Origin of the sequence: Pseudomonas sp. EL_65y_Pfl2_R96, assembly GCF_963970905.1 — a bacterium.
Lineage (GTDB): Bacteria > Pseudomonadota > Gammaproteobacteria > Pseudomonadales > Pseudomonadaceae > Aquipseudomonas.
The window spans coordinates 16,728-38,806 of sequence record NZ_CAXAQH010000035.1 but is presented as its reverse complement, the minus strand read 5'-3'; the positions used below and the strand labels follow the sequence as shown (position 1 = coordinate 38,806).

At 57.6% G+C, this 22,079-nt stretch carries 10 protein-coding genes and 2 pseudogenes; 6 read left to right on the top strand and 6 right to left on the bottom strand.

Annotated elements, in window-relative coordinates:
• The first annotated feature begins 98 nt into the window (after positions 1–98).
• The 6 genes and pseudogenes from AACY49_RS25765 (at position 99) to AACY49_RS25740 (ending at position 5,404) form a co-directional block, all read left to right on the top strand.
• Positions 99–689 carry an NAD(P)H-dependent oxidoreductase gene (locus tag AACY49_RS25765; RefSeq protein WP_258697657.1) on the top strand — a complete coding sequence of 197 codons (591 nt, stop codon included), beginning with the start codon at positions 99–101 and terminating at the stop codon, positions 687–689.
• 204 nt (positions 690–893) lie between these two features.
• Positions 894–1,805, top strand: coding sequence for a LysR family transcriptional regulator (locus AACY49_RS25760; RefSeq protein ID WP_339527233.1), 912 nt, complete (start codon positions 894–896; stop codon positions 1,803–1,805).
• A gap of 204 nt (positions 1,806–2,009) precedes the next feature.
• Positions 2,010–3,455 (top strand): SulP family inorganic anion transporter, encoded by a 1,446-nt coding sequence (locus AACY49_RS25755; RefSeq protein WP_258697655.1) that lies wholly within the window; start codon positions 2,010–2,012, stop codon positions 3,453–3,455.
• Positions 3,456–3,492: 37 nt separating this feature from the next.
• Positions 3,493–4,329 (top strand): hypothetical protein, encoded by an 837-nt coding sequence (locus tag AACY49_RS25750; protein ID WP_339527231.1) that lies wholly within the window; start codon positions 3,493–3,495, stop codon positions 4,327–4,329.
• 109 nt (positions 4,330–4,438) lie between these two features.
• A pseudogene (locus AACY49_RS25745) lies at positions 4,439–4,852 on the top strand (amidohydrolase family protein); the annotation flags it as partial.
• A 183-nt stretch (positions 4,853–5,035) separates the two neighbouring features.
• Positions 5,036–5,404: a glyoxalase superfamily protein gene (locus tag AACY49_RS25740; protein WP_339527229.1), complete on the top strand. Its 369-nt coding sequence runs from the start codon at positions 5,036–5,038 to the stop codon at positions 5,402–5,404.
• A gap of 56 nt (positions 5,405–5,460) precedes the next feature.
• On the opposite strand, the gene AACY49_RS25735 is transcribed toward AACY49_RS25740, so the two are convergent.
• The 6 genes and pseudogenes from AACY49_RS25735 to AACY49_RS31980 all read right to left on the bottom strand — a co-directional run.
• The gene (locus AACY49_RS25735; protein ID WP_339527227.1) at positions 5,461–8,295 is read right to left on the bottom strand and encodes an RHS repeat domain-containing protein; all 2,835 of its coding nucleotides are present in this window, start codon (positions 8,293–8,295) and stop codon (positions 5,461–5,463) included.
• On the bottom strand, positions 8,292–12,779 hold the full coding sequence (locus AACY49_RS25730; protein ID WP_339527225.1) for a SpvB/TcaC N-terminal domain-containing protein: 4,488 nt from the start codon (positions 12,777–12,779) through the stop codon (positions 8,292–8,294). The genes AACY49_RS25735 and AACY49_RS25730 overlap by 4 nt, the downstream gene beginning before the upstream one ends.
• Positions 12,776–16,645, bottom strand: coding sequence for a Tc toxin subunit A-related protein (locus AACY49_RS25725; RefSeq protein ID WP_445262663.1), 3,870 nt, complete (start codon positions 16,643–16,645; stop codon positions 12,776–12,778). The genes AACY49_RS25730 and AACY49_RS25725 overlap by 4 nt, the downstream gene beginning before the upstream one ends.
• A 26-nt stretch (positions 16,646–16,671) precedes the next feature.
• On the bottom strand, positions 16,672–19,983 hold the full coding sequence (locus AACY49_RS25720; RefSeq protein ID WP_339527221.1) for a Tc toxin subunit A: 3,312 nt from the start codon (positions 19,981–19,983) through the stop codon (positions 16,672–16,674).
• 207 nt (positions 19,984–20,190) lie between these two features.
• Positions 20,191–20,895, bottom strand: a complete 705-nt coding sequence (locus AACY49_RS31985) for a methyl-accepting chemotaxis protein (RefSeq protein WP_408980640.1) — start codon at positions 20,893–20,895, stop codon at positions 20,191–20,193.
• Positions 20,896–21,096: 201 nt separating this feature from the next.
• Positions 21,097–21,975 (bottom strand): annotated as a pseudogene (locus AACY49_RS31980) (methyl-accepting chemotaxis protein); the annotation flags it as partial.
• Positions 21,976–22,079: the final 104 nt, after the last annotated feature.

The following is a 22,079-nucleotide window of genomic DNA, read 5'->3' as shown; positions in this document are numbered from 1 at the left end:
GCGTATTGGTCAAATGAATTTTGCTGATCGAGCGCTTATTCCACGCGAGGCTGATCGCTACTCTGCCGCCATCGAATTTCAACCTTGCGAGATTTCTCATGAAAAAAGTCCTGTTGCTCAATGGCGGAAAAAAATTTGCCCACTCCGATGGTCGCTACAACACGACGCTGCACGAAGCGGCGCTGAGCGTGCTGGATCGCGGTGGTGTGGATGTGAAAGCCACATTCATCGACGAGGGTTACGACGTCGCCGAAGAGGTCGCCAAATTCCTCTGGGCCGATGTGATCATTTATCAGATGCCCGGCTGGTGGATGGGCGCACCCTGGACCGTCAAGAAATACGTCGATGAAGTCTTCACCGAAGGCCACGGCAGCCTCTACGCCAGCGATGGCCGCACGCGCTCCGACGCGTCGCAAAAATACGGCAGCGGCGGTCTGTTGCACGGTAAGAAATACATGCTGTCGCTGACCTGGAACGCCCCGCAGCAAGCCTTCGACGACCCGACCGATTTCTTCGAAGCCAAGGGCGTGGATGCGGTGTACTTCCCGTTCCACAAAGCCAACACCTTCCTCGGTATGACCGGTTTGCCGACCTTCCTGTGCGTCGATGTGATGAAGCGTCCGAATGTCGAAGCTGATGTGGTGCGTTATGAGCAGCACTTGAGCGAGGTGTTTGGCCTTAAGGCATAACGCTCAGCTACTATCGATATCTGAAGCGGGCACCGAATCCGTGGCGAGGGAGCTTGCTCCCGCTCGGCGGCGAAGCCGTCGTAAAGTCAGTCGACGTGGTTTGCTGAATCACTGCATTGTTTTGGGTCCGCTTCGCGCACCAGCGGGAGCAAGCTCCCTCGCCACAGTAAAACGGCGACGTGGGACTATCGATAAGGGAGACACGTGAAAGCCAGATCCGATGAGTTGCAGATTTTCGTCTGTGTGATTGAGTGCGGATCGATTTCGGCTGCGGCCGAACAGGTCGGGCAAACGCCGTCGGCGGTCAGCCGCACGCTCTCGCGCCTGGAAGCCAAGCTTGACACCACGCTGATCAACCGCACCACACGGCGCATGGACCTGACCGAGGAGGGCAAGTATTTCTTCGAGCACGCCAAGCTGATTCTCGATCAGATGGACGAACTTGAAGAGCGCCTGTCCTCACGTCAGCAAAACCCCTCCGGGCGTCTGCGAATCAACGCCGCCTCGCCGTTCATGCTGCACGCCATCGTGCCGCACATCGAAGAGTTCCGCCGTCTCTACCCGGACATCCAGCTCGAACTCAACAGCAACGACCTGATTATCGACCTGCTTGAACAAAGCACCGACATCGCCATTCGCATCGGCACGCTGGCCGACTCGACCTTGCATGCCCGTTCCCTGGGTTGCAGCCCGCTGCACATCGTCGCCAGCCCAGCGTATCTGGAGCAGCGCGGCGTACCGAGCGCTGTCGCGGATTTGAGCGAGCACACGCTGCTGGGTTTTACCCATAACGAAGGCCTCAACCAATGGCCGCTGCGCTATGTCCACGGTGATCGCTGGCCGATCCAGGCGTCGATCAGCGCGTCCAGTGGCGAGACGGTCAGGCACCTGGCGCTGGCCGGCCAAGGCATTGCCTGTCTTTCGCACTTCATGACCATCGACGACATCCGCGCCGGTCGCTTGCAGGTGCTGCTGGCGGAGTTCAACAGCGGATATCGCCAGCCCATCAACGCGGTGTACTACCGAAACTCGCAACTGGCCCTACGAATTCAGTGCTTCCTGGACTTCATCCAGGGCAAGTTGGCGGTTTATGCGATTGCGGACTTCAGGGGCTGATTCCCAGACCGCGTCATCGTTCTTCGCGAGCAGGCTCGCTCCCACATTGGTTCTGTGTTGATCCCATTATTGTGAATCGACGCAAGTCCATTGTGGGAGCGAGCCTGCTCGCGATTGCATTTCCGGCAGCCCATTAACTGGCCGGCCCACCTTCAATTCCGTAACATCCGCCGCTCTTCTCCCGCCTGCATTTTTAGGTAAGCCATGAAACCCATACGTCTGCGTGCCGATGTCCTGGCCGGACTCACGACCTCTTTCGCCCTGCTACCCGAATGCATCGCCTTCGCGCTGGTGGCTCACCTCAATCCACTGATGGGGCTTTACGGCGCCTTCATCATCTGCACCCTGACTGCGCTCTTCGGCGGACGGCCGGGGATGGTGTCCGGCGCCGCCGGCTCGATGGCCGTGGTGATCGTCGCGCTGGTGGTGCAGCACGGTGTCCAGTACTTGCTGGCGACGGTGCTGCTGGGCGGGCTGATCATGCTGGCGTTCGGTCTGTTGAGGCTGGGCAAGCTGGTGCGCATGGTGCCGTACCCGGTGATGCTCGGCTTCGTCAACGGTCTGGCGATCGTCATTGCCCTGGCCCAGTTGGAGCACTTCAAGAGCGGTGAAGCCTGGTTGAGTGGCACGCCGCTGTACATGATGATCGGGCTGGTGGCGCTGACGATGGCCATCGTCTACCTGATGCCGCGCCTGACCCGTGCCGTGCCGCCGGCGCTGGTGGCGATTCTGAGCGTTGGGCTGGCGGTTTACCTGCTCGGCCTGCCGACCCGCACCCTGGGTGACATGGCGCACATTGCTGGCGGCTTGCCGGGTGTTGCGCTGCCAGACATCCCCTGGAACCTGGAAACCCTGCGCATCATCGCCCCTTACGCGATATTGATGGCGTTGGTCGGCCTGCTGGAAACCCTGCTGACCCTGAGCCTGGCCGACGAGATCACCGAGAGCCGTGGCTTCCCGGATCGTGAGTGCGTGGCATTGGGCGCTGCCAACATCGTCTCTGGTGTGTTCGGCGGCATGGGTGGTTGCGCGATGATCGGGCAAACCATGATCAACCTCAGCTCCGGCGGTCGCGGTCGGCTGTCCGGTGCGGTGGCCGGGGGGATGATTCTGCTGTTCGTGCTGTTCCTTTCGCCGCTGATCGAGCGCATCCCGCTGGCCGCGCTGGTCGGGGTGATGTTCGTGGTGTCGCAGCAGACGTTCGCCTGGGCCTCGCTGCGGGTGCTGAACAAGGTGCCGCTGAACGATGTCTTGGTGATCATCGCGGTAACGGTGATTACGGTGTTCACCGATCTGGCCGTCGCCGTGTTATGCGGGATCATCATTGCGGCGCTCAACTTTGCCTGGCAGCAGGCTCGCGAGCTGTATGCCGACAGTCATCAGGAAAGCGACGGCAGCAAACTCTACCGCCTGCACGGCACACTGTTTTTCGCCTCTACCACGCCGTTCCTCAACCAGTTCGACCCCGCCAATGACCCGGCCCAGGTGACCCTTGATTGTCGCCACCTGAGCTTTGTCGACTACTCGGCTATCGCCGCGCTGAAGACATTGCGCGAGCGCTACGCCAAGGCTGGCAAGCAGCTACGCGTACTGCACCTGTCCGAACGCTGCAAGAAACTGCTCAAACGCGCCAGCGAGCATCACGACTGAAATCGATGAGTGATCGTTCCCATACTCCGCGTCACTGGTGCGGGCGAATTCTGGACAGCATAATGGCTACTTAGTAGCATCCGCCGCATACGGATTTTCTCCTGCACGTCGATCGACGTGGGTCTATCAAGGAATCGAAATGCTCAACTTCACCCATGGCGATAAAACCGTTTCTTTCACTGTCTTGAGCGGTGAAGTGGTGGGCAGCGAAAAACTCAGCGAGACCCGTGTGACATCCACGGGCGGCGTTCAGGTGAACGGTAACGACGGTGATGTGACGCCTGTGCGCATCAGTTCTGTTTCAATCATCAATCATGAGATCTGGGTCAAAACCCCGGACGGCGTCGAGCACGATGTAAAGCTGCGCGGTGTGGACATTCCTTTGCGCACAGGTCAGGAAATCTCTTTGATCAGTGCCTTGAAAAAGGATGGTTCGCCTCTGCACACCATTTTGCAGAACCACACGGCGTCCAAGCGCTGGGTGTTGCGTGACGCGAACGTACTGAATACCGAGCTGGAGCTGTCGCCCTTTAACTGGAAGACAGTGCTGATTGTGCTTGGATTGTGCATCGCTGGTTTTGCTACAGCCGGGCTAGGCTTCCTGGCGGCAGCGGGCTATTTTTGCTACGCGTGGTATCAAGGCTCCCAGCGCAAGAAACGGCTGATTAGCGATTTGAACGCCTACATCGAGAAGCTGGACAATCAGGTCGCCAGTCGCGGTCGGGCACCAGACCCTGTTCAAGTTGAAAGCCCGGTCCAGGCTGAAATCTCTTCCCAGGTCGAAAGTCCAGCACCGGCGCAACCCCCTGTCGAGACTGAAAGCCCTGTGCTGAACAGCGATAGCGTGCGCAGGGCGCTATCGCGCAATCGCTGATGACTTGATCTCGATACAGTGCTCGATTTGATCTCGGTTCACTGCATCGTGACTTTTCAAGGAATAGAGATGTACGACTTCAGCTACGACAATGTCATTGTCAAGTTTACGAAGCATCCTCGCGCATCCGCTGTCGATGGTTGGCTCCGACGGATTGCCGGAAGACCCGTTTCCGCATCCGCGTTTATGGGGGGCGTTCCCACGAGTGCTCGGGCATTTCAGTCGTGACGTTGGTCTGTTTCTGCTGCACACCGCCGTGCGCAAGATGACCGGGCTGTCGGCGGCGCGATTTGGCTTGAAGGCGCGTGGCGAGATTCGTGAAGGGTATTGGGCGAACCTGTTGTTGTTCGATCCAGCGACGATTCGAGATGTGGTGGACTTCAACGATCCGCAACGGGCGGCGCAAGGGATTGATGGGGTGTGGGTCAACGGTGTCTTGAGTTACTGCGACGGTCAGGCGAACGGCAGAAGGGAAGGGCGGTTTCTGGCGCGGGAAGGGGATTTGCGCAAAGGGTTTCATTGATAGAAAAGATTGCATCTTCGGCAGCTACAGAGACATGTGAACGCCCGCAGGAGCTGCCGAAGGCTTCGATCCTTTGATCTGTGTCTCATGGTGGCACATTGGGGTTAAAGAAAGCCGCTACCAAGCCGAAGCGCTGACATCCAGCCCAGCTACACTGGGCTCATTCAGTCAGGGAGCTACCCCATGAGTTTCGGCAAAACCACCCCGATCCTGCGGATTTTCGATGAAACCAAGGCATTGGAGTTCTACGTCGAGTTCCTGGGGTTCAAGATCGACTGGCAGCATCGCTTCGAAGTGGACTTCCCGTTGTACCTGCAAATCTCCCGTGGCGAATGCGTGCTGCACTTGTCCGGACACCACGGCGACGCGACACCGGGATCAGCCCTGCGCATCGAGACCGATGAGTTGGAGGCGTTCCAGCAGCAATTGCTGGCCAAGGAATATTCTTTCGCTCGCCCACAGATTCAGGCCATGCCATGGGGGAGCCAGGATATGACCATTAGTGATCCGTTCGGCAATCGGTTGGTGTTTACCAATGCGATCAGTGTTTGATTGAGCGAGGTCAAGCGAGAACTGCCGATGTCCCAAGAGGCCTCGCCTGGCCAGTTTCAAACAAAAAACTTGCCTTGCGATTTGTTGTGTTCATTAAGCTTGAACAGTAACTCCCGTCCTCTTTGTATCGTTGCGCGCGAGATGGCCATCTCACTTTGCATTGAGGTGCGGCTTATGAGGCTTGAGCTTTCTATGCCTATACGGTTGGCCATGCGATCAGTGGCTCGCCCCAGCTGGCCTTTCACACCCGAGGCATAAAACTCATCCACCCCCAATTCGTCAAATGCTGCGTTGATGGCGTGAGTATCGTGCTCCAGAAAGTTGTCGAGTTCGATCAGGGCATTGTTCAAACGCTCGATTTTCTGTCCCGGCAGACCGTCGAGGGCTTTGGTAGCTTGGGTCGACGATTCAAAGTTTGGAATCCACGCTCCTTTGACCTCAAGCACCTTTGTCAGAACGAAGCCGGTTGCCATCATCGACAGATTTTTCCGCCCGATCTCGTGCTGCGGATTCAGGTCCTTCTTTTTTGCGTGCTGTAACTTTGCGTTCGCGTCATAGAAAGCCGTCCGTGCTGTGTATTCTATATCGTCAGGCTCTAGTCGCCTGGCCTGGGGATACATGGCGACGGGCAGATGCCGTGTTGCATTGAATTTCCCGGCAAGCGAGTCAGTCGTTAAAGAAGTGGCGACTGTCGCCCCCACGATACCAGTCGGTCCGGTTGGTGCGGCCAGCAGGCCCGCCCCCAATGCCATCACATGCCTCACTGCGTTATAGCCGTAACTCTGAAACAGTCTTTTTACGATGTCTCTTTTTCTCATGCTGTTGTAGAGCTGATGGTTCAGCGTGCCCACCCTTTTGTTCACTTCGCTCAAAATGTCGGAATAGGCCCCTAATTCTTCCTTGATGGCGGCTTCGTCTTTTTGAGTGCCGTGATGATCGATGTAACGCAGCGGATTATTCCCAACCATGCAATACAAGTTCAGCCCGTCGACCGTGCCCGCCGGGTCGGCGCTGATCCACCGCTGCAACCACGGTGCGTAATACCTGTGTCCGTAGTAATAGAGGCCACTGGCGTCGCGCTCCTTGCCGGAATACCGAATGGTTTTGTAGTCGGCCTCCACAGCCGAACGGGATGCCGTCCAGGCAGTCCCGCCATAAGGTAAATAGCTTTCCTGGCTAATGAGCCAGGCCTGGTCGTCGAGTTCCAGTGAGCTGGAGCCCAGATGGTCGTCAAGGCTATAGCGCAGCTGGTTTGCCGCGATACCGGCCGGCCGGCCTTGGGTCCAGTGCAGGTAACGTACGCTACAGCGGCCGGCTTGCAGGGTGATGACTTCCAGTCGCTCGTTAGTGCGGGTACGTATCTCGATGCCCGGCAGATAACGGACTTCCCGGGTGTGAGTCACTGATGCAGCATAAGTCGTTTGAATCTTGCGTACACGTTGACCGCTGCTGTCGTAGCAGTAGCGCTCAATGTCATCGCGTCCCTCTTCACGCTGGATCAGCATCACGCTGGCAAGCTGATTGTGGGGGTTCCACTCCAGCGCCTGACCCGGATGTAACGCCTGCTGGTTACCGTTGTCATCGTAGCTTGCTGCAATGTCAGGTGTTGAGTCGCCCTTGCTCCAGGACAGAAGGCGATTGTTTGCGGCGGCAACGTTCAGGGTCCGGGTGTAGTTGCTGCGGTCGCGAACATGGCGCAGTTCGGTCAGATTGCCGCCGGTGTCGTACTTGTAGTGCTCGGTAAAGTTGAACAGTTGCCGGGCGTCGATCGGTGTTCTGCTGAAGATGGGCAGGTGGGGTTGGTTGTGCGGTCCCGCCGCTTCACGGCCCGTCGCGCCGGTCAGTTGGTAGAGGCTGTCATAGGTGAAGGTGCTGACCGCTTCGACCCGTTGGTTACTGCCGAACTGCACCGGTTGGGCCTTGTCCTCGATGCGCGTCACATTGCCCACCGCGTCATAGGTGTAGTGCAAATCCTGCAAGGTGTTGGCAGATACGGATGCGGTGAGTGAGATCAAGCGGCCGCTGGCCGAATCGAACACGGCGCGACTGATCACACGGTTCCCGGCCGTCTGGGATTCGACCTGGCCAAACGCGTTGTAGACGAGATCCTTCACGATGTTTTTTTCGCTCGCAGCGTCTTTTATTTTCAGGTTCACGGACTTGAGCTGGCCGGCGACATCAAACGAGAAGCGCTGTTGGTGTTGGCCGGCATCGATCTGTCGGATGATTTCTCCCTGTGTGTCGTAGTCCCAGACCGTTTTGTAGCCATCACCCTCTTCGCGCAATCCATTGCGTTCCTGCTCATCCGCTGGCCAGTTCGGCCGTTCAGCGTCCAGAAGGAAGTGTCGTGTCTGGCTCAAAGGTTTGGCGCAGAGTGCGTACTCATCGATGAGCAGGGTACCGGCGCTGTCATCGTGGCGAGTCAGCGCGCCACAGCGGTTGTGTCTGGCGGATTCAGATGAGCTATCGCCATAGCTGAAGCGTTCGACCACGCGCAGATCCTGGCCTGCTGCCTGCTCCTGGATTTCGGTCAGTCTTAGCTGATTGTCGTAGGTTGTTTGCCAATGATTGCCACGCTGATCCCAGCTACGCAGTGTCTGTCCGGCGTCGCCAGGCAAACTCAGGCGCCACCCGGCGTCGACGCTGTCCACTAACAGCGCTTTGCCGGACAGGCTGTAGAGGGTCGTCAGATTGGCCTTTGGCGTTTTACCAAACAGTCGAGGGTCCCACTGCGCAATCTGGCGTCCGGCAGTGTCGTACTGCTGACGGGTAATGCGCGCCTGCGCAGCCTTGGCTGCATCACTACGCCAATAAGCGACATGCCGGACCGTCAGGTCTCGGCTGTCGACTACGTTGATCGTCGGTGTCTTGCAGTGAAGGCGTGCGCTCATGCCTCACCTCCGGTTGTCGGGAGTTGTTCGGACATGACCTCTTGCAGCGTGTCGTTCTCGTCTTCATCCACGGTGTACCAGGGATGACGGGTTTGCCGCCGCAGATAGGAAAGGCCATTTTGTTTTGCCAGACGTGTACGCGTAGGGCGCCCCAACGCATCGTAAAACTGCAGATCGCAATGGCCGAACTGTCGCAAGGACACATCGTTGATGTAGTCATGCTGATCGGCGAAGTAAGGGCGGTAGGTCCGGATCGCCAATCCCTTGTTGTTGTATTCCACCCGTTCGCTGATACGCCAGCGCTTTGCTGCGGTCAGCTCCTTCGGTGTTCCGTCCTCGAGGGTCAGTTCTCCCTTGGCGTTGACGACGTAGGCCGTACCCGATTCGACTTGTTGCTTGCTTTGCAGTGTTCGGCCGAAGCCATCGCAGCAGGTGACGGTGATGCGGATTTGTCTCTGGTTGTCACTGGGGTAGCGATCGGCGACCAGGGTGGCGATGTGTATCGGCTCACGGGCCGAGGTTGCGAGTTCGGTTTTCAGTTTCGCTTCATCGGCCAAGAGTGTTTCAAGGCCTGCCAGGCGACTGCGGGCCGAAGCGCAGATGTATCCGGTTGGCAGCACATCACCGTTGGCCACGCAGCGCATCAGCCAGTCGTGGTCCTTCAGCGCTGCGTCCGAGACGCGCCCCATCCAGCTGAATGGCGCGTAGTAGATGGCATTGGCGGCGTCCAGCAGCGCGCCCTTTGCATTGTTGATCGCTTCGGTCGGGCTGGTGAACTCCGGACGCTTGTATTGAGCGATAGGTTTGAAACCTATGAGCGTATTGCTCTTGTTGCTGTAAATGCTGGTGGCCAGCACTTGGCCGAAATCATCATGGAGCCCTTCTTGAATGTTCCCGTTCGGGTCAGTGATGCACCGGGGCTGGAGTGAGCGGTAATCGTAGGTAGCCTTGGTGACACAACCATCGGGCCGTTTGAGCGCGGTGATGAGACAGTGATAGTTGTCGTAGCTGACCTCGGTCACACCATGGCTCTTACTCGACCGCAGGGTCTGTGTCTTGTAAAAACCCTCCAGTGCGGCGTAGGTCGAGAAACTGCTTTTGACTGACCAGAGTTTTCTGGGAGACGTGGCTACGGGAAGGAAATCGTTCATACGGTAATAGCCACTTCGTTCGAGCAGTCTTCCCTTGGGGCGAGCCGCTGGCGACAACACGTCGAAGGCTTTCAGGGCTGTTTCGTCCAGCTCGGCGGTTTCCAGATGGTCGGCCAAGGCTTCGAAGTGGGCGACGCCGTCCGGCAGGGCTTCTGCGGTTGAGGTGTTTTTGTAGCGTTGCACGGACAGTCCGGTGAGGACGTGTTGGGTCGTCCAGGCGGTTTGTTTGACGAGTTCGATGAGCTTTTCGTAAGTCATATCCTTTGTGGTCAGCCCTCCGGCCTCGGGCGCCTTGGGTCGCTTCAACGCATTGGTACGCTGGCGATAAGGCAGACCCAGCCGCCATTCCTGGGGGCTATCCAGATGAATGAATTCGGCAAGGCTTTCGTTCAGGTAGTAGAACTGCTGTGCCGGATCATGAGCATCGCGCCACCATTGTTGCTGGTCGGCATCGCTGAACGGCGGTGTATTGCTGCGGGTTTTACGTCGGGCGTAATGGACGTTCACGCTGTGGGTCAATGTGCCGAACAGGTCGTGCTGCAGATTAAGGGTGTGCCGGCATTGCGGATCATCGGCAATGCCTTCGTACTGATAACGGATGGACTCCAGCAGCAGCGGCAACATCCGGGCATAGCGCCGATTACCCTCAGGTGTTTGTAGCAAACGTACCTGATAGCGGTTTTCCTGAACCGAATAAAGCGTTCTGGTTTTCAGGCGCTTATCGATTCCGAGGGTCTCGATGCGCAATAAATGCCCACTCAGGGCGCGGGCCATTTCGAGGGTTGTTGCCGTGTCTGGGAATGTGATGCGTGTGTCGTTCTTGAGCTCTGGCTGGTATTGGCAAAGCAGTGTCTTGCCCAATGCCACCGCTGCTTTGTCAGCGCTGTGATAACCGGTGCGGGGCAGATCCACCGCTTGCCCGGTGTGGAACCAGCTCTTTGTCTGGCATGGCGTGGTGAAACCTTGCGAGTCGGCATCATCGGGGTTGGTTTCACTGTCGGTTTGCAGCAACAGGCCGAATCCGCGAAATTCCCGCTCGATGCCGTCGTAGTAGCCTTGGCGGTAAGAGAAGCTCTGGGTCAGTCGATTACCGGTAATCTCGTCGAGCCGGGTCTGTTTCGATACCAGATGCAGGGCCATTGGCACATGACAGGTGCGGGGCTTGTCGGCTTTGATTTTCTCCGCTTTTTCATCCAGCCATTCCTGCGCCGAGCTGCGGTAGCTGATGCTGCCGGCGGCGCCCATATTGTTATTGGTGTCGGTGAGTAAATACGGTTTTGCACTGACGAAGTCGTAGCGCCAATGACGGGGTGTCATGTGCGGCAGGCTCAGAATCAGGCTGGAGCAGCCAAGTCCTTGCAGGTCGGCGATGCTCACCTGGCAGAAACGGTCGTAGCGCACACCTTCCGGCCATGGCAGGGCCACTGAAGGGGCGAAACCATTGCCGCTGCGGTTCATGAAAATCCGCGCCTGATCCGTTTCCAGATAGATCAGGTCGGCGGCGCCAGAGCCGTCCAGATCCGCCAGACGGATTCGCGAGGCGTCGAATGTTTCGTATGCAAGGCCAGGAGAGCCCAGCACGATGCCTTTACCGAAACGTCCACGACCCAGGTTTGGCCAGCACTTCACCTCGTTGTGACGAATGCGCACCAGGTGCTGCTGGCCACTGCCCAGGATGTCGCTGAAGGCCACCAGTTCGGTGGGCGAAGAGGTAAGTAAAGGAAGGGCGTCTTCGTCCTCTTTACGAGCCACGTCACGGGCAGCTGAAAAACCTTGTTCTCGTTGATTGGCGTACAAGCGAACACTGCGTGGGCCTATCAGCGTCAGATCGTTGAGCCCTTCGCCGATCAGATCGGCCAACTGCCCTTGCGGATTGAAAAAATCCACAGGGAACGCATTGAACGTGGCGAAATCCGACCAGTTTCGGTCGGGGCCGAGGGAGAAAAAACCGCTCAACCCCGGCTGAGCAATGACCCAGTCCAGCCGACCATCGCCCGTGAGGTCACTCAGTGACTGGCGCACAGGTTTTGCGGTGTCGGCAACGGGAATGTTGGGTAACGCTCGCCACTGATCGTAAGCCACTTCATCGCTTTTGGCTTCGGCTCGCATGGGTTCGCGGTAATACCAGCCACTGTCACTTCGATAGAGCACGCCCGGCAGGCCCTCGCCGTACAAGTCCACCAGTTGATAACCGTGGCTGTCGTTGAGCCCCGGCATGTTCTGAAAGCGCTGCCAGGCGTGGGTATCAGGCAGGCGCTTGAACTCGCTGTAGCTGAATTCAATGGGGGGACGGCTATCGGCGGTTGCCGAGTTGCCAAACGCCTGGTCATGAGCAGCACTCAGGTGGTGGTAACCCAGAGGCGTCTGGCGGTAATCGAGTAGCAGGCGTCGGATCAGAACGGGTGCGGTGCCTAACTCATCGGGAAAGCGGTGAAACATCAGAACCTGGCGGCACAGGCGTTCGGTACGTAATTCAAAACCGTAGGCGAAGCTGGAAAACGCGTCGCTACGAGCTTGCCACTGTTGGCCTTCATATAGCGGTTTGTGTTCGTACTCTGTACTCCGTTCGCCGTAGTCGAATATCAACTCGAAATGCCATTGCACAGGCTTCAGCCGATCTGCTTGCCATGAGTAAAGGTGTGCATCGGCCTTGAAATTGCCGTAGCTCACACGGCTCAAGTAGCGCTGGGCTGTTGCGCCTCTCTTGTACTGGTAAAGGATGTGCTCGCCGTGTGAATTCAGACTCTCCTCTAGCAACCATTCGCCGACGCGGCTCGTGTCCTGGGGATCGGCACGACGCGATGCCGGATTTTTTCCGTACAGGTGAAGGCTGCCATCGGCACCGTGCACCAACCAAAAACCCGGTTTGTCGCTCTCCGAAGACCAATGTTCAATCCGGTCGAAGCTGCTTTCGATTCTCGGGAAGTGGCGCACAACAGTATAGGTTGTACCCAGTTCCAGCTCGTTGTAACGATCGATGCGGGTTGAGGTGATGACGCCCTTTTGATCGCGCTCGGGCAGCCACGCGACACCGCTGGGGCCGACAATCTCGTCATCCTCGGCATAGGCCGGTACACCCTTGCTGGTGCGTCGCGCAACAGTGGGCAGTGACATCCCCCAGCCGATGCCAAACACACTGTTGCCGACCGAACTGCCGTAACTGAGTGACAAGGAGGGTGCAAAGCCGCGGCCAGGTGAAATCGGCAAGGCAATCTCATAAGAGGCTGCGCCGTGGGCGCCGATGGCACCCCAGCCTTTGCCAATGCTCTGGATGGCACCGCCACCCTTGGGCAGTGACGGCGTGATAACAGGCAATGCTGTTTGTTCGCTCATTGCGAACCTCCGCCTGCTCTGGCCGTGTAGCTCACGTGCACGATGATGTCGGTGAGCGATTCGAGCATGGACTTCTGAGCAGCATGATTGGGAAACGACAGCTTCCACTTCGAAATCGCGCCCGTGTATTCGAAAGGCAGGTAACGTTCGTCCTGGAAACTCAGGGTGAACAGGCCGTTATCGTCGATGCCCGTCGAGAGCGCTATTTGCTGATTGGCCCGCAGACTTTTAATGGGGGGCTTGTCGGTACCCGGCATGACGACTTCGCTACCCGTCTGGGTCAGCGTGGCGCGGATGTCTTCATAAGGGCTCAGGACGGCCGGCAGGGAAATGCCGATGCTCTTGATCCGGCGCAGGCAGTGGCCGGGGTAGTCGTTGTCGAACAGGGACTGCGTCAGTTCAAACTCGCATGAGCCGGTCTTTACAAGCTCCGACTTGATCCCGTCGGTTGTCGCCGTGCCGTCTGCTCCGGGCGTATCTTCCCAGGGTTTATTGATCGATGTCGGGGGCGTGCCCTTGCTCTCCTCCTTCGCCTTGAGCTGACGTAACGACACGGTCTTGCGGATTTCCAGCTCGCGTTCGTTGCCCAGAAGATAAGCGTTCTTCATCTTGAGCAAACTCAACTTCATACGCTCGCCAGGGCCGAGCCCACGATAGGTGCTGTTCCAGGTCTGGTGCTGGAAGAACGGTTGTGTGGTGTAGTCGATCATCTCGTAGCGCCAACTCAGTTCGGTGAACTGGCACAGCGAAAAGGTCGAGTCATACACCTGGTAGTAGAAGCTTGAGAGTTGATTGGTGAACCACTGGTAAAGCTGCGCATTGGTAAAGCGCTTGCTGAGAAAGTCGTAGGAGGCCCGGGCTTGGGTCAGGGACGTTTGAGTCTGTCGTAACAGCAGTCGCGAGGCGGTCTCTCTTTCGGCCTCCAGCGCCAGTTGTGCATCAATCTGTTCGATCTCCAGCTTTGCCTGGTCGTGGGCGAGCGTCCACTCCTGATAGCGACGACGGTATTGCGCGGCCCGTTCGAGGGCCTCACCAGCGCCATGGGCGGCGGCCGCCACGCCTTGAGCCCCGGCCATCATGGCGAAGGGCACACCCTCCAGGCGATGACCACCGTCTGCCAGGCCAAAAATGTTGGGCGCGACTTTCAGGCCTTGACCGAGTACCTGGGCCGCGTGGGCGCTTGCTTCTGCGATGCGCCCCGTCAGATGTGAAACGGCAGCTGCCACTTCTTCCGGATTGATGACCTCGTTGACCCGCTGACTGTAGTAATCCCGCCGGCATTCGACGATGGCTTTACTGGCCAGCAAGGCTGCCCGGTTTTTCTCGTCGACCTTCAGGGCCTGGGTCTGCAGGTCTACTGCCATGTTGGCGATGTCCCAGACATGGTGCTGCTGAAGCTCTTGATAACTGGCCTGCTCGCTGCGTTCGATGTACGACAGCAGGGTGGTGCCGAATTGAATCACCGTGTCGACCGCGCTCATGGCATGGGCATACAGGGCACTGAAACGGTACGCCGGAATCTCTGAGCCCAGGTGCTGGGCGATGCCGGGCTCCGCGGCGCGTGGGGGATTGGAGCCGAGCAGGTCGCCGGGTTCTATGGGGGGGGCGAAGAGTGGGAGCTTCAATGGACGACCGACGATGTCGAGATTGTGCCTGAGGTTATGCAGACGGCTTTCCAGTTTCTCCCAGCGCGCGATCAGTACCGGGTTGAACGGTAAACGCAAATGGGGGGTATCAATGGCATGGACCGAGGGAGGGGATGCATAAGGACGCACACATATTTGCGGCACTACTGCGGAGGAAGCGGACTGGTGTTTTTTGTCTTTGCCAAGTTGTTGTTCAAACGTTCGCAGTCCCTCGTTGGTATCGCCACTGAAATTTTCCAGCGGGACAGTAGTCCAGGGATCGGTTTGTTTGAGGTCCGGACGGGGGCCCATCAGGTCCAGGGCGCGGATGTACCATGATTTCGCTTCCGTCAGACCCTCTGGGGTCAGCGTTCGGAACGCCGTGTCACCGCGGTTGAGCAGGATATCGACATGGAGCAGGTACAACGCTTTGCGAAAGTGCACCGGATGACTGAGGGCAATTTGATGCGGATCTTGTGGGCCCTGGATGGCGTAGGTGGTTTGACCGGGGGCTGGAATGGTGGAGCTGATCAACGGCACCGCATTCCAGTAGTCGGGGTTCATGCCAGTGACCTTTTTGCGGCCGGGATTGAACAGGTAATGCAGCCAGCGTTCGGCTTCGCTGTATTGGCGCTCAGCCTTGAAGCGGTGCGCTACCAGCCATGGAAGGTACAAGAACAACTCGACAAAGTAGCGACCATAGGCGCCGTAGAAATCCATTGGTTCTGTCGCGCCTCCTTCTTTTAAAGATGGCTCCGGCAAGTGCTGGGAACCCCAGCTCAGCAACGTGTCCATGCTCGATTCGGCGCGCTCGATCAAGTGTTTGGCGAACGTGATGTTCATTCGGATGGGCGCACGCTTCCCGTTCGAACGGTTTCTGTCGTCACTGAGTTCGATTGTTGAGCCTGCAAAGTCGATGAACTCTGCCGTACCTGAGGCTGTGTCCTTACGTGAGCTGATTTTGGGTGGGGACAGTGTCTTGTCTGTGGTCGAGTACTTGAATTGAAGTTTCTTTTCCGTGCCGGAAGACCGGTTTCGTACCAATGCAAACTGTGACGTATCCGAGGCTTTTGATTTACTCAAGTCATCGGGTGTGAGGTTAAGCTCTTGCGTGGTTTTCGAGTCTTTATCTATATGGGCTGACATCGAAACCAGGAGCGGCAGGCCGGACCTTGCTTGGTAGTGCTCGCCATCAACATAGAGTGCAATGAAAAGTGAATCCGTAGTCCCCGACTTTTCATGAATGGCAATGGTTCGTGTTTTTTTCCTGAGCTCGCTCGAGGTCAGGTCGTGAAGCAAATCGTGCGAACCGTAACCCTGTAGGCAGGCCTGCGGTGTGCTCCAGCTTTCGTCGTATTTTTTGTAGCAGAGGTTCAAACGGAACAGCGGGTTGATTCTGTCGTTTTGGCTCTGCGCCGTCTTGGTTACAGCCGCCTTGTCCTGGAAGATGCATTCGGCCCAAATCACGTACAGGCGATTGTTGAACACGACCGGGCGAATAGTGTGTTCGATGGCGCTTTCGGAGATCGGCAGGTTGGCGCGTTTCCAGTCCGACCAGGCCTGTGGTTCGGGGGCATCGTATTTAGCGCCGGAAACACCTGAGACCGAAGGGCGGCACGCCATGTCCAGCGAACGCCAGTAGTAGGTGTTGGCGATGGTGGATTTGGCGATGAAGTAATAGGTGCTGTTGGCAAAATCATCCCCGTCGATATAGCCATTGATCGTGGTCAGATTGGCCACTTCTTCAAGCCTTGCCAGATAGGCCAGTACCGCAGTTTGAACCGACTCGGTTGTCAGTTGGTTCTGGTCGATGTCGTTTTCCAGTTGCTGAAAACTGTCGGTTTTTGTCTTGCGAAGGGTCGGGTCAAGATAGACCGCAGGGAAATAGTGCAACCGCTGATGGGTTACCCAGGTCGGATAGTGATGCATGACGGTGCGCCAGGTTTCGACCTGATCGGAAGGAATCTGCGCCGTGTGATATCCCGGTTCCATGTTGGTCAGAATGCTGTTGATGTATTGCTGCAGGCTGGCAGTGGCGCAGGCCACGGGGGTAGTGGGCACCTCCTGGGAGACCGACACGTCGAGCAGCCAGTAGTGATACAGGTCATTGGCCGTCTTGAGGTGCTCTGCGATTTTCAGGGCTTTCAGTGTCTCGTCTTGAGGAACGATCGCTGACAGATAGAGCCCGAGCTGCGCATCACGCAGGCTTTCGTTCAATTGTTTTTCAATGGTTGCAGACATGTTCATTCCTTGAGCATGCAGTGGGATCAGTGACTGGCCGCCATGACCGCTTCACCGACCGTTTTCCAGGCCGTGGCCGGGCTGTCGTTTTTGAGCGCCGTGGCATTGAGCAGGGCGGCTGCGCCAAGCCCTGTGGCTTTGCAGGTTTTATGGCAGCGCATGACCCAATCGATGTCCTTCATTGTTCGGGCCTTTGCAAGATCCAGCCGCGCGGTCAGTACGGTGACCTCAGTCGTCGTCCAGTTCAGAAGCTGGGCCAGGCGGTCATTGATGGCGGGTGTTGTGGAAGCGGAGTCGTTGGCGAATTCCAGGTAGCTCAGAAGGCTTTCCTCTGTCTGCTGGTAGGTCACCCTGCAATGGTTGAAACGATCGAGCAGGTACAGGCTGCTGAGCGTCAGTGTCAGTGCTGTGTTCTGCTTATCCAGCAAGTGCGGGCGGTGCAGGAACACGCGCAAAGCCCTGTTGCTCAATTGCAGCCGGACAGCGGCCTCGGCGTGGCGTAAAACCGGACGCAGTATCTTGTGAAGGTTGAGTGGTTCTTCTGTTTGCAGAGCAGCGACGAGGACCTGGTGTACAGAGGTTTTCGCCCAAACCAACACCCCCTTTGCACAATTCATGGGCAGCAGAGTGGTTTCCTGCAAAAACTTCTCGATCAGATGCTGCTGTCGATCATGGGCCAGTAGTAGAAGGCGTTTGAGTTTCTGCTTGCAGTCGGCCTGGAGCTTCAGGTTTTTGCCGGAGTTGGCATCCAGCTTTAACGCATCGACGACGTTGTCCAGCTCAGCGGCCAGCTTCTGTGGAACATCGTCATTGATTGCCGATGCGAAAGCTTTCACCAGGCCTGTTGTATCGAGCAGGGTTCGAGCCAGCGTTGTGCGCCAGCTGATATTTTCCGGCAATGACAATGCTGCCAACTCTTGTGGTGTTACTGCGCACTGGAGCGTTTCGGCGCGCAGTTTGGTGAGGTGCTGCTGCAAATCTCCCGGGGCATGATCGTTGTCGGTCGTCGGCTCAAGAAGTTGTTGCAGTTTGGGGATGTCGTAGACCGATTCCTTGATCCAGCGGGTAATCCAGTCCATTTGCATCAGCACGTCGAGCACGTTGAATGCATCAAGCCCCTGGTGTTCCTCTTCTCTCAGGGTGACAGTCAGGTAGGTAGTCGTTATCTCTATGTTATTGCGCGGTGTTGTGATCAGCTGAACATACAGAGGGTTTCGGCGCAGGAGTTCATCAAGGGGGCCACCCTTGAACTGGATGACAGCCTCTTCCAGAGTCGTTTCTTTATTTGCGCTAACGGTCGGGATCTGGCTGATGCTGATAAAGGGGAGATCCCCGGCTTGAGTCGGGGTCATCAGGACGCGGAACTCATTGATTGTGTCTTTCCTGGCGAACCGTGACGTGTTCATCCGCAGGGTTGACCCGCAAAGCAGGTCAGAATATTGCGCATCACCTTGTGCCGACAGCCGAAAGCGTACGCTCAGCTCGGCATTTTCAACGTTTTTGCTGGCTTTTATTCGAAGGCGGCGCATACCTGAGTCGCCACTCGCCAGGCATCTGAAAATGGATTCCCCGCCCAGCAAACTTGCCAGCGTTGAACTCTCGGCAATCGAAAGGCCGAACATTCTGGCAATGCGTGCCTGCCGATAAATCGATGAGAGTGTGGGCAAGTCACACTTGAGCGAGCCAAGGAATTTCTCCGTGTTTTTGACGACTCGCAAGAGCGAGTCTTCGGTCAAAGGCAGGCCAAGGCAGGCACTCAAGTGCTGGAGAATGGTGTGCGAGACAGGATCCGAGTCATCCGCCTTGAAGGCGCGACCATCGAGTATCAAGGGTGTATCGAACAGCCGGGCCTGGTTGAATAGCTGATCGAACAGGGCGGTGTGATCGCCGCAGGCATAGGGTGATATCTGGTGCAGCAGCGCCCCGAACTCCTCGGCCGAGAGGGAGTACCGGCGGTTCAGATAGCGATAGACCCCGAGGGCACGCATGACATGGCGATCGAGCTGCATCGATGTATTGAGTGGCCGTTGCGATTCAAAAACGCTGCAGATCAGCGTATCCAGTTCGGTGAACGGGATATCGAGCCAGCGTTGAAGGCGGATCATTCGATGCAAGCGTTCGAGTCGTTCCGCGGTCGCGTTAGTGATTTCCCCGGGCCTTTCGCCTCTGTCCAGAAACATGATGCTGGCGTTGTCAGCGACAGAACCGTTTACGTAACGGGCTCCATAGGGCTGGGAATAAGGCGCCGACAATGAGTAGTGAGGCGATGTGCGTGGTGCATATTTGCCTTGCGCCAGCAATGCCTCCATTTGTTCGGCTTTAAGTTCGGTTCGCTCCAGAAAGATGTTTATTTTCTTCAGGTCGGAAGTTGACGCGGTGCCGTAGATGTCTTTCCAGTAGTTCTTTTCCTCGGGGGTGAGATGAGTGTTCGCCGTATCTGTCAGCAGTGCCTGCCGTTTTGGGCCAAGCCCGGACATCAGCATTTGAGCTTCGGCAGAGGAGGCGCTCAGCACACTGCCATAGAGCGTATTGAGGCTCTGGGTGACGGGAAGATTGTCGCTGACGAGGTAGTTCAGCTCTCCCAGCGCCGTTTTTTTTGCGCCAAGGCCCAACAGGCACTGATGGTGGAAAAACTCATACGGAAGGGCGAAGGGGTAGCGCGTTTGCGCCAGCACTTCATAGGTCGATTTGCCTTTGTCGTCGGTGGACTCCAGCCCTGCCTGAATACTTTTGTCCAGAATGTCGTTGACAATCTTGAGCATCGGTTGCGCAGTGAAAGTGCTTTGCTGATCAATCGAGAGCTTTGCCAGATCGGGGCGCCGTTTGCCCAACAGGATTCGGTTGTCTTTTTCAGGCACCGATTCCGAGACGCTGGATTCCAGTTGCAGGGCAAACAGGTACAGCGCTCTGAGGTAGGCGACCGGTGAGTCGATGGCGGCGATCGAATCGACTTTGCAGGCGTCGTTCCAGTTCTCCTTGAACAGATTGGTGTAAGTGGGGCCTTGGTTCTCGATAGCGCGAATGCCTGGAGGGTGCCACTGGTGCTGTACGTTTGCGTCTGAAGTTTGCTGCTCCCGATACAGGTGGCTGATCTGGGCGGCGAGGCATTTGACGTTGTCGTAGAGCGTTCTTGTGTCAATGCTGGACGCGTGATCTTTGAGCGGGCTGTTTTGGATTGCAGTATTGAAGCGATCCTTGAATTCGGCTTCGGTGAGCCGAGTGATATCGAATACTGAGGTGAGTTTCAGCGTGTCTTTAAAAAACTTTTCAAGTGCTGCTTTTGTTTGCTCGGTGCCGTAGGCCCCGAGCAGTGACTGGAGTAAGGGATTGTCGTCCATGCCGATGAGCCTCCTTTGATAGAGCTGACGACACTACGACATGGCATGGGGGAGCGCTGTCAGCCACTCCATGGGGCGGGGGCCAGAACTTTCGCTGCTTGGCTGGGGAAGGGGGAAGGGGAAACTGTAGGATTTTCAAACACGGTATGGCCGGACGTCCCCGAGATCCCCGCCAGTACCGGCACTGACGGGGCAAGGGCGCAGGCGTTATACCCGGAAGTGACTCACCATCATCTGCAACTGATTGCCCAGCCGCGCCAGTTCAACACTGGACGCAGCGGTTTCGTCGCTGGCGGCGGCGGTCTGTTCGGACACGTCGCGGACATTGATGATGCTGCGGCTGATCTCTTCAGCCACGGCGCTTTGTTGCTCGGCGGCGGCGGCGATCTGCTGGTTCATCGACTGGATGTTGGACACCGTGCGGGTGATGTTTTCCAGTGATACGCCAGCCTTGCGGGTCAGCGCCACGCTGCTGTCGGTCAGGGTGCGGCTGTTGTTCATCACCGCCGACACTTGTTGAGTGCCGTTCTGCAAGCCGGCCACCAGGCCTTCGATTTCCTCGGTGGATTTCTGCGTACGTTGCGCCAGGCCACGGACTTCGTCGGCCACCACGGCAAAACCACGACCGGCTTCACCGGCGCGAGCGGCTTCGATGGCGGCGTTGAGGGCCAGCAGGTTGGTCTGTTCGGCCACGGCCTTGATCACGTCCATGACGCTGCCGATCTTGTCGCTTTCCTTCTGCAACACGCTCATGGCTTCGGTGGAGCGCTCCACTTCGCTGGCCAGGCGTTCGATCTGGGCGATGGCTTCGTTGACCACTTTGTCGCCTTCGCGAGCCTCGCCGTCAGCGGCGGCTGCGGCCCGGGAGGCTTCTTCGGCGTTGCGTGCGACTTCCTGCACGGTGGCCGTCATCTCGTGCATGGCGGTGGCCACCTGATCGGTTTCCACTTTCTGGCTGTTCACACCCGCGCTGGTTTGCTCGGTCACGGCTGACAGCTCTTCGGCGGCGCTGGCGATCTGGGTGACGCCGTCGCGGATGCCGCTGATCAAGTCCCGCAGGGTCACACCCATACGCGCGATGCCTTGCTGCAACACGCCGAGTTCGTCACGGCGAGTCACTTTGATGTCCTGAGACAGATCGCCACCGGCGATGCGCTCGACCACTGCCAGGGTATCGCGCAACGGGCCTGTGATCTGGCGGGTGATGAGCACGGCGGCAACGATGCCCACCAGCAACGCCAGCAAGGTGCTGATCAGTTGCAGCGTGCGGGCCTGGGCGCTTTCGGCATCACGGCGGTCGAGCTGGAATTGATACAGCTGATCGCTCAGGGTCACGATGGCGGCGCCCTGATCGGTCATTTCCTTGCGCGCCTGCACCGCATCGCTGTTGACGGCTTTGTAAGCCTGCAAGGCGCTGCGGTAGTTGCTCAGCGCGGTTTCCAGCTGACGCAGGGCGTCTTGCTGGGTCTCGGCGAAATACACGTTCAGTGGCGTCAGGCTGGCGATGGCCACATCCAGTTGGCCGACGGCTTTTTGCTCGGTCTCGGCGTTGGTGTTGGCGGTGTAGCCGCGCACTTCGTAGCGGGCCAGCATGAACGCTTCCTTGGCGGCGGTGATGGCCTGGAACTGTTCGAAGCGCTGATCGCTCAAGGGCATTTGCTTTACACGGGTATTGATCGCGTCGATCAGCTCGCTGGCGGTTTCGGCATTGGCGCCCATGGCGTCGCGGGCGCTGTTGCCGGTGCGGTACGCGCTGCGCATCTTGTTCAGCGACGTCTGATAAGCGGCGATGGTCGCGGCCTGCTCTTTGAGCATTTTGACGTTTTCAGGGTTTTTGAAGCTGCCCAACAGTGCTGTTTGCTGAGCAACAAAACTGTCCAGGGTGGTCTGCACATTCTGTGCGGCGGTTTCGTCACCGTTGGTCAGCATGTATTGCAGGCGAACCACGCGCAGCTTGGTCAGGCCGGCGTTGAGCTGAGTGATGTCGCTCATCCAGTTGCTGCGGTCAATCAACCCGCCCAGGCTGGTCCAGCCGGTCAGGGCGAGTACGCAGGTCAGGGCCAGGACCAGGCCGAATCCCAGGCCCAGCTTCAGGT

Bases quoted from the DNA above. Each gene is read 5' to 3' on its own strand.
- AACY49_RS25735 (WP_339527227.1), bottom strand. From the start codon at position 8,295: ATGAGCGCACGCCTTCACTGCAAGACACCGACGATCAACGTAGTCGAC.
- AACY49_RS25720 (WP_339527221.1), bottom strand. From the start codon at position 19,983: ATGGACGACAATCCCTTACTCCAGTCACTGCTCGGGGCCTACGGCACC.
- AACY49_RS25765 (WP_258697657.1), top strand. From the start codon at position 99: ATGAAAAAAGTCCTGTTGCTCAATGGCGGAAAAAAATTTGCCCACTCC.
- AACY49_RS25730 (WP_339527225.1), bottom strand. From the start codon at position 12,779: ATGAGCGAACAAACAGCATTGCCTGTTATCACGCCGTCACTGCCCAAG.
- AACY49_RS31985 (WP_408980640.1), bottom strand. From the start codon at position 20,895: ATGACGGCCACCGTGCAGGAAGTCGCACGCAACGCCGAAGAAGCCTCC.
- AACY49_RS25755 (WP_258697655.1), top strand. From the start codon at position 2,010: ATGAAACCCATACGTCTGCGTGCCGATGTCCTGGCCGGACTCACGACC.
- AACY49_RS25740 (WP_339527229.1), top strand. From the start codon at position 5,036: ATGAGTTTCGGCAAAACCACCCCGATCCTGCGGATTTTCGATGAAACC.
- AACY49_RS25725 (WP_445262663.1), bottom strand. From the start codon at position 16,645: ATGTCTGCAACCATTGAAAAACAATTGAACGAAAGCCTGCGTGATGCG.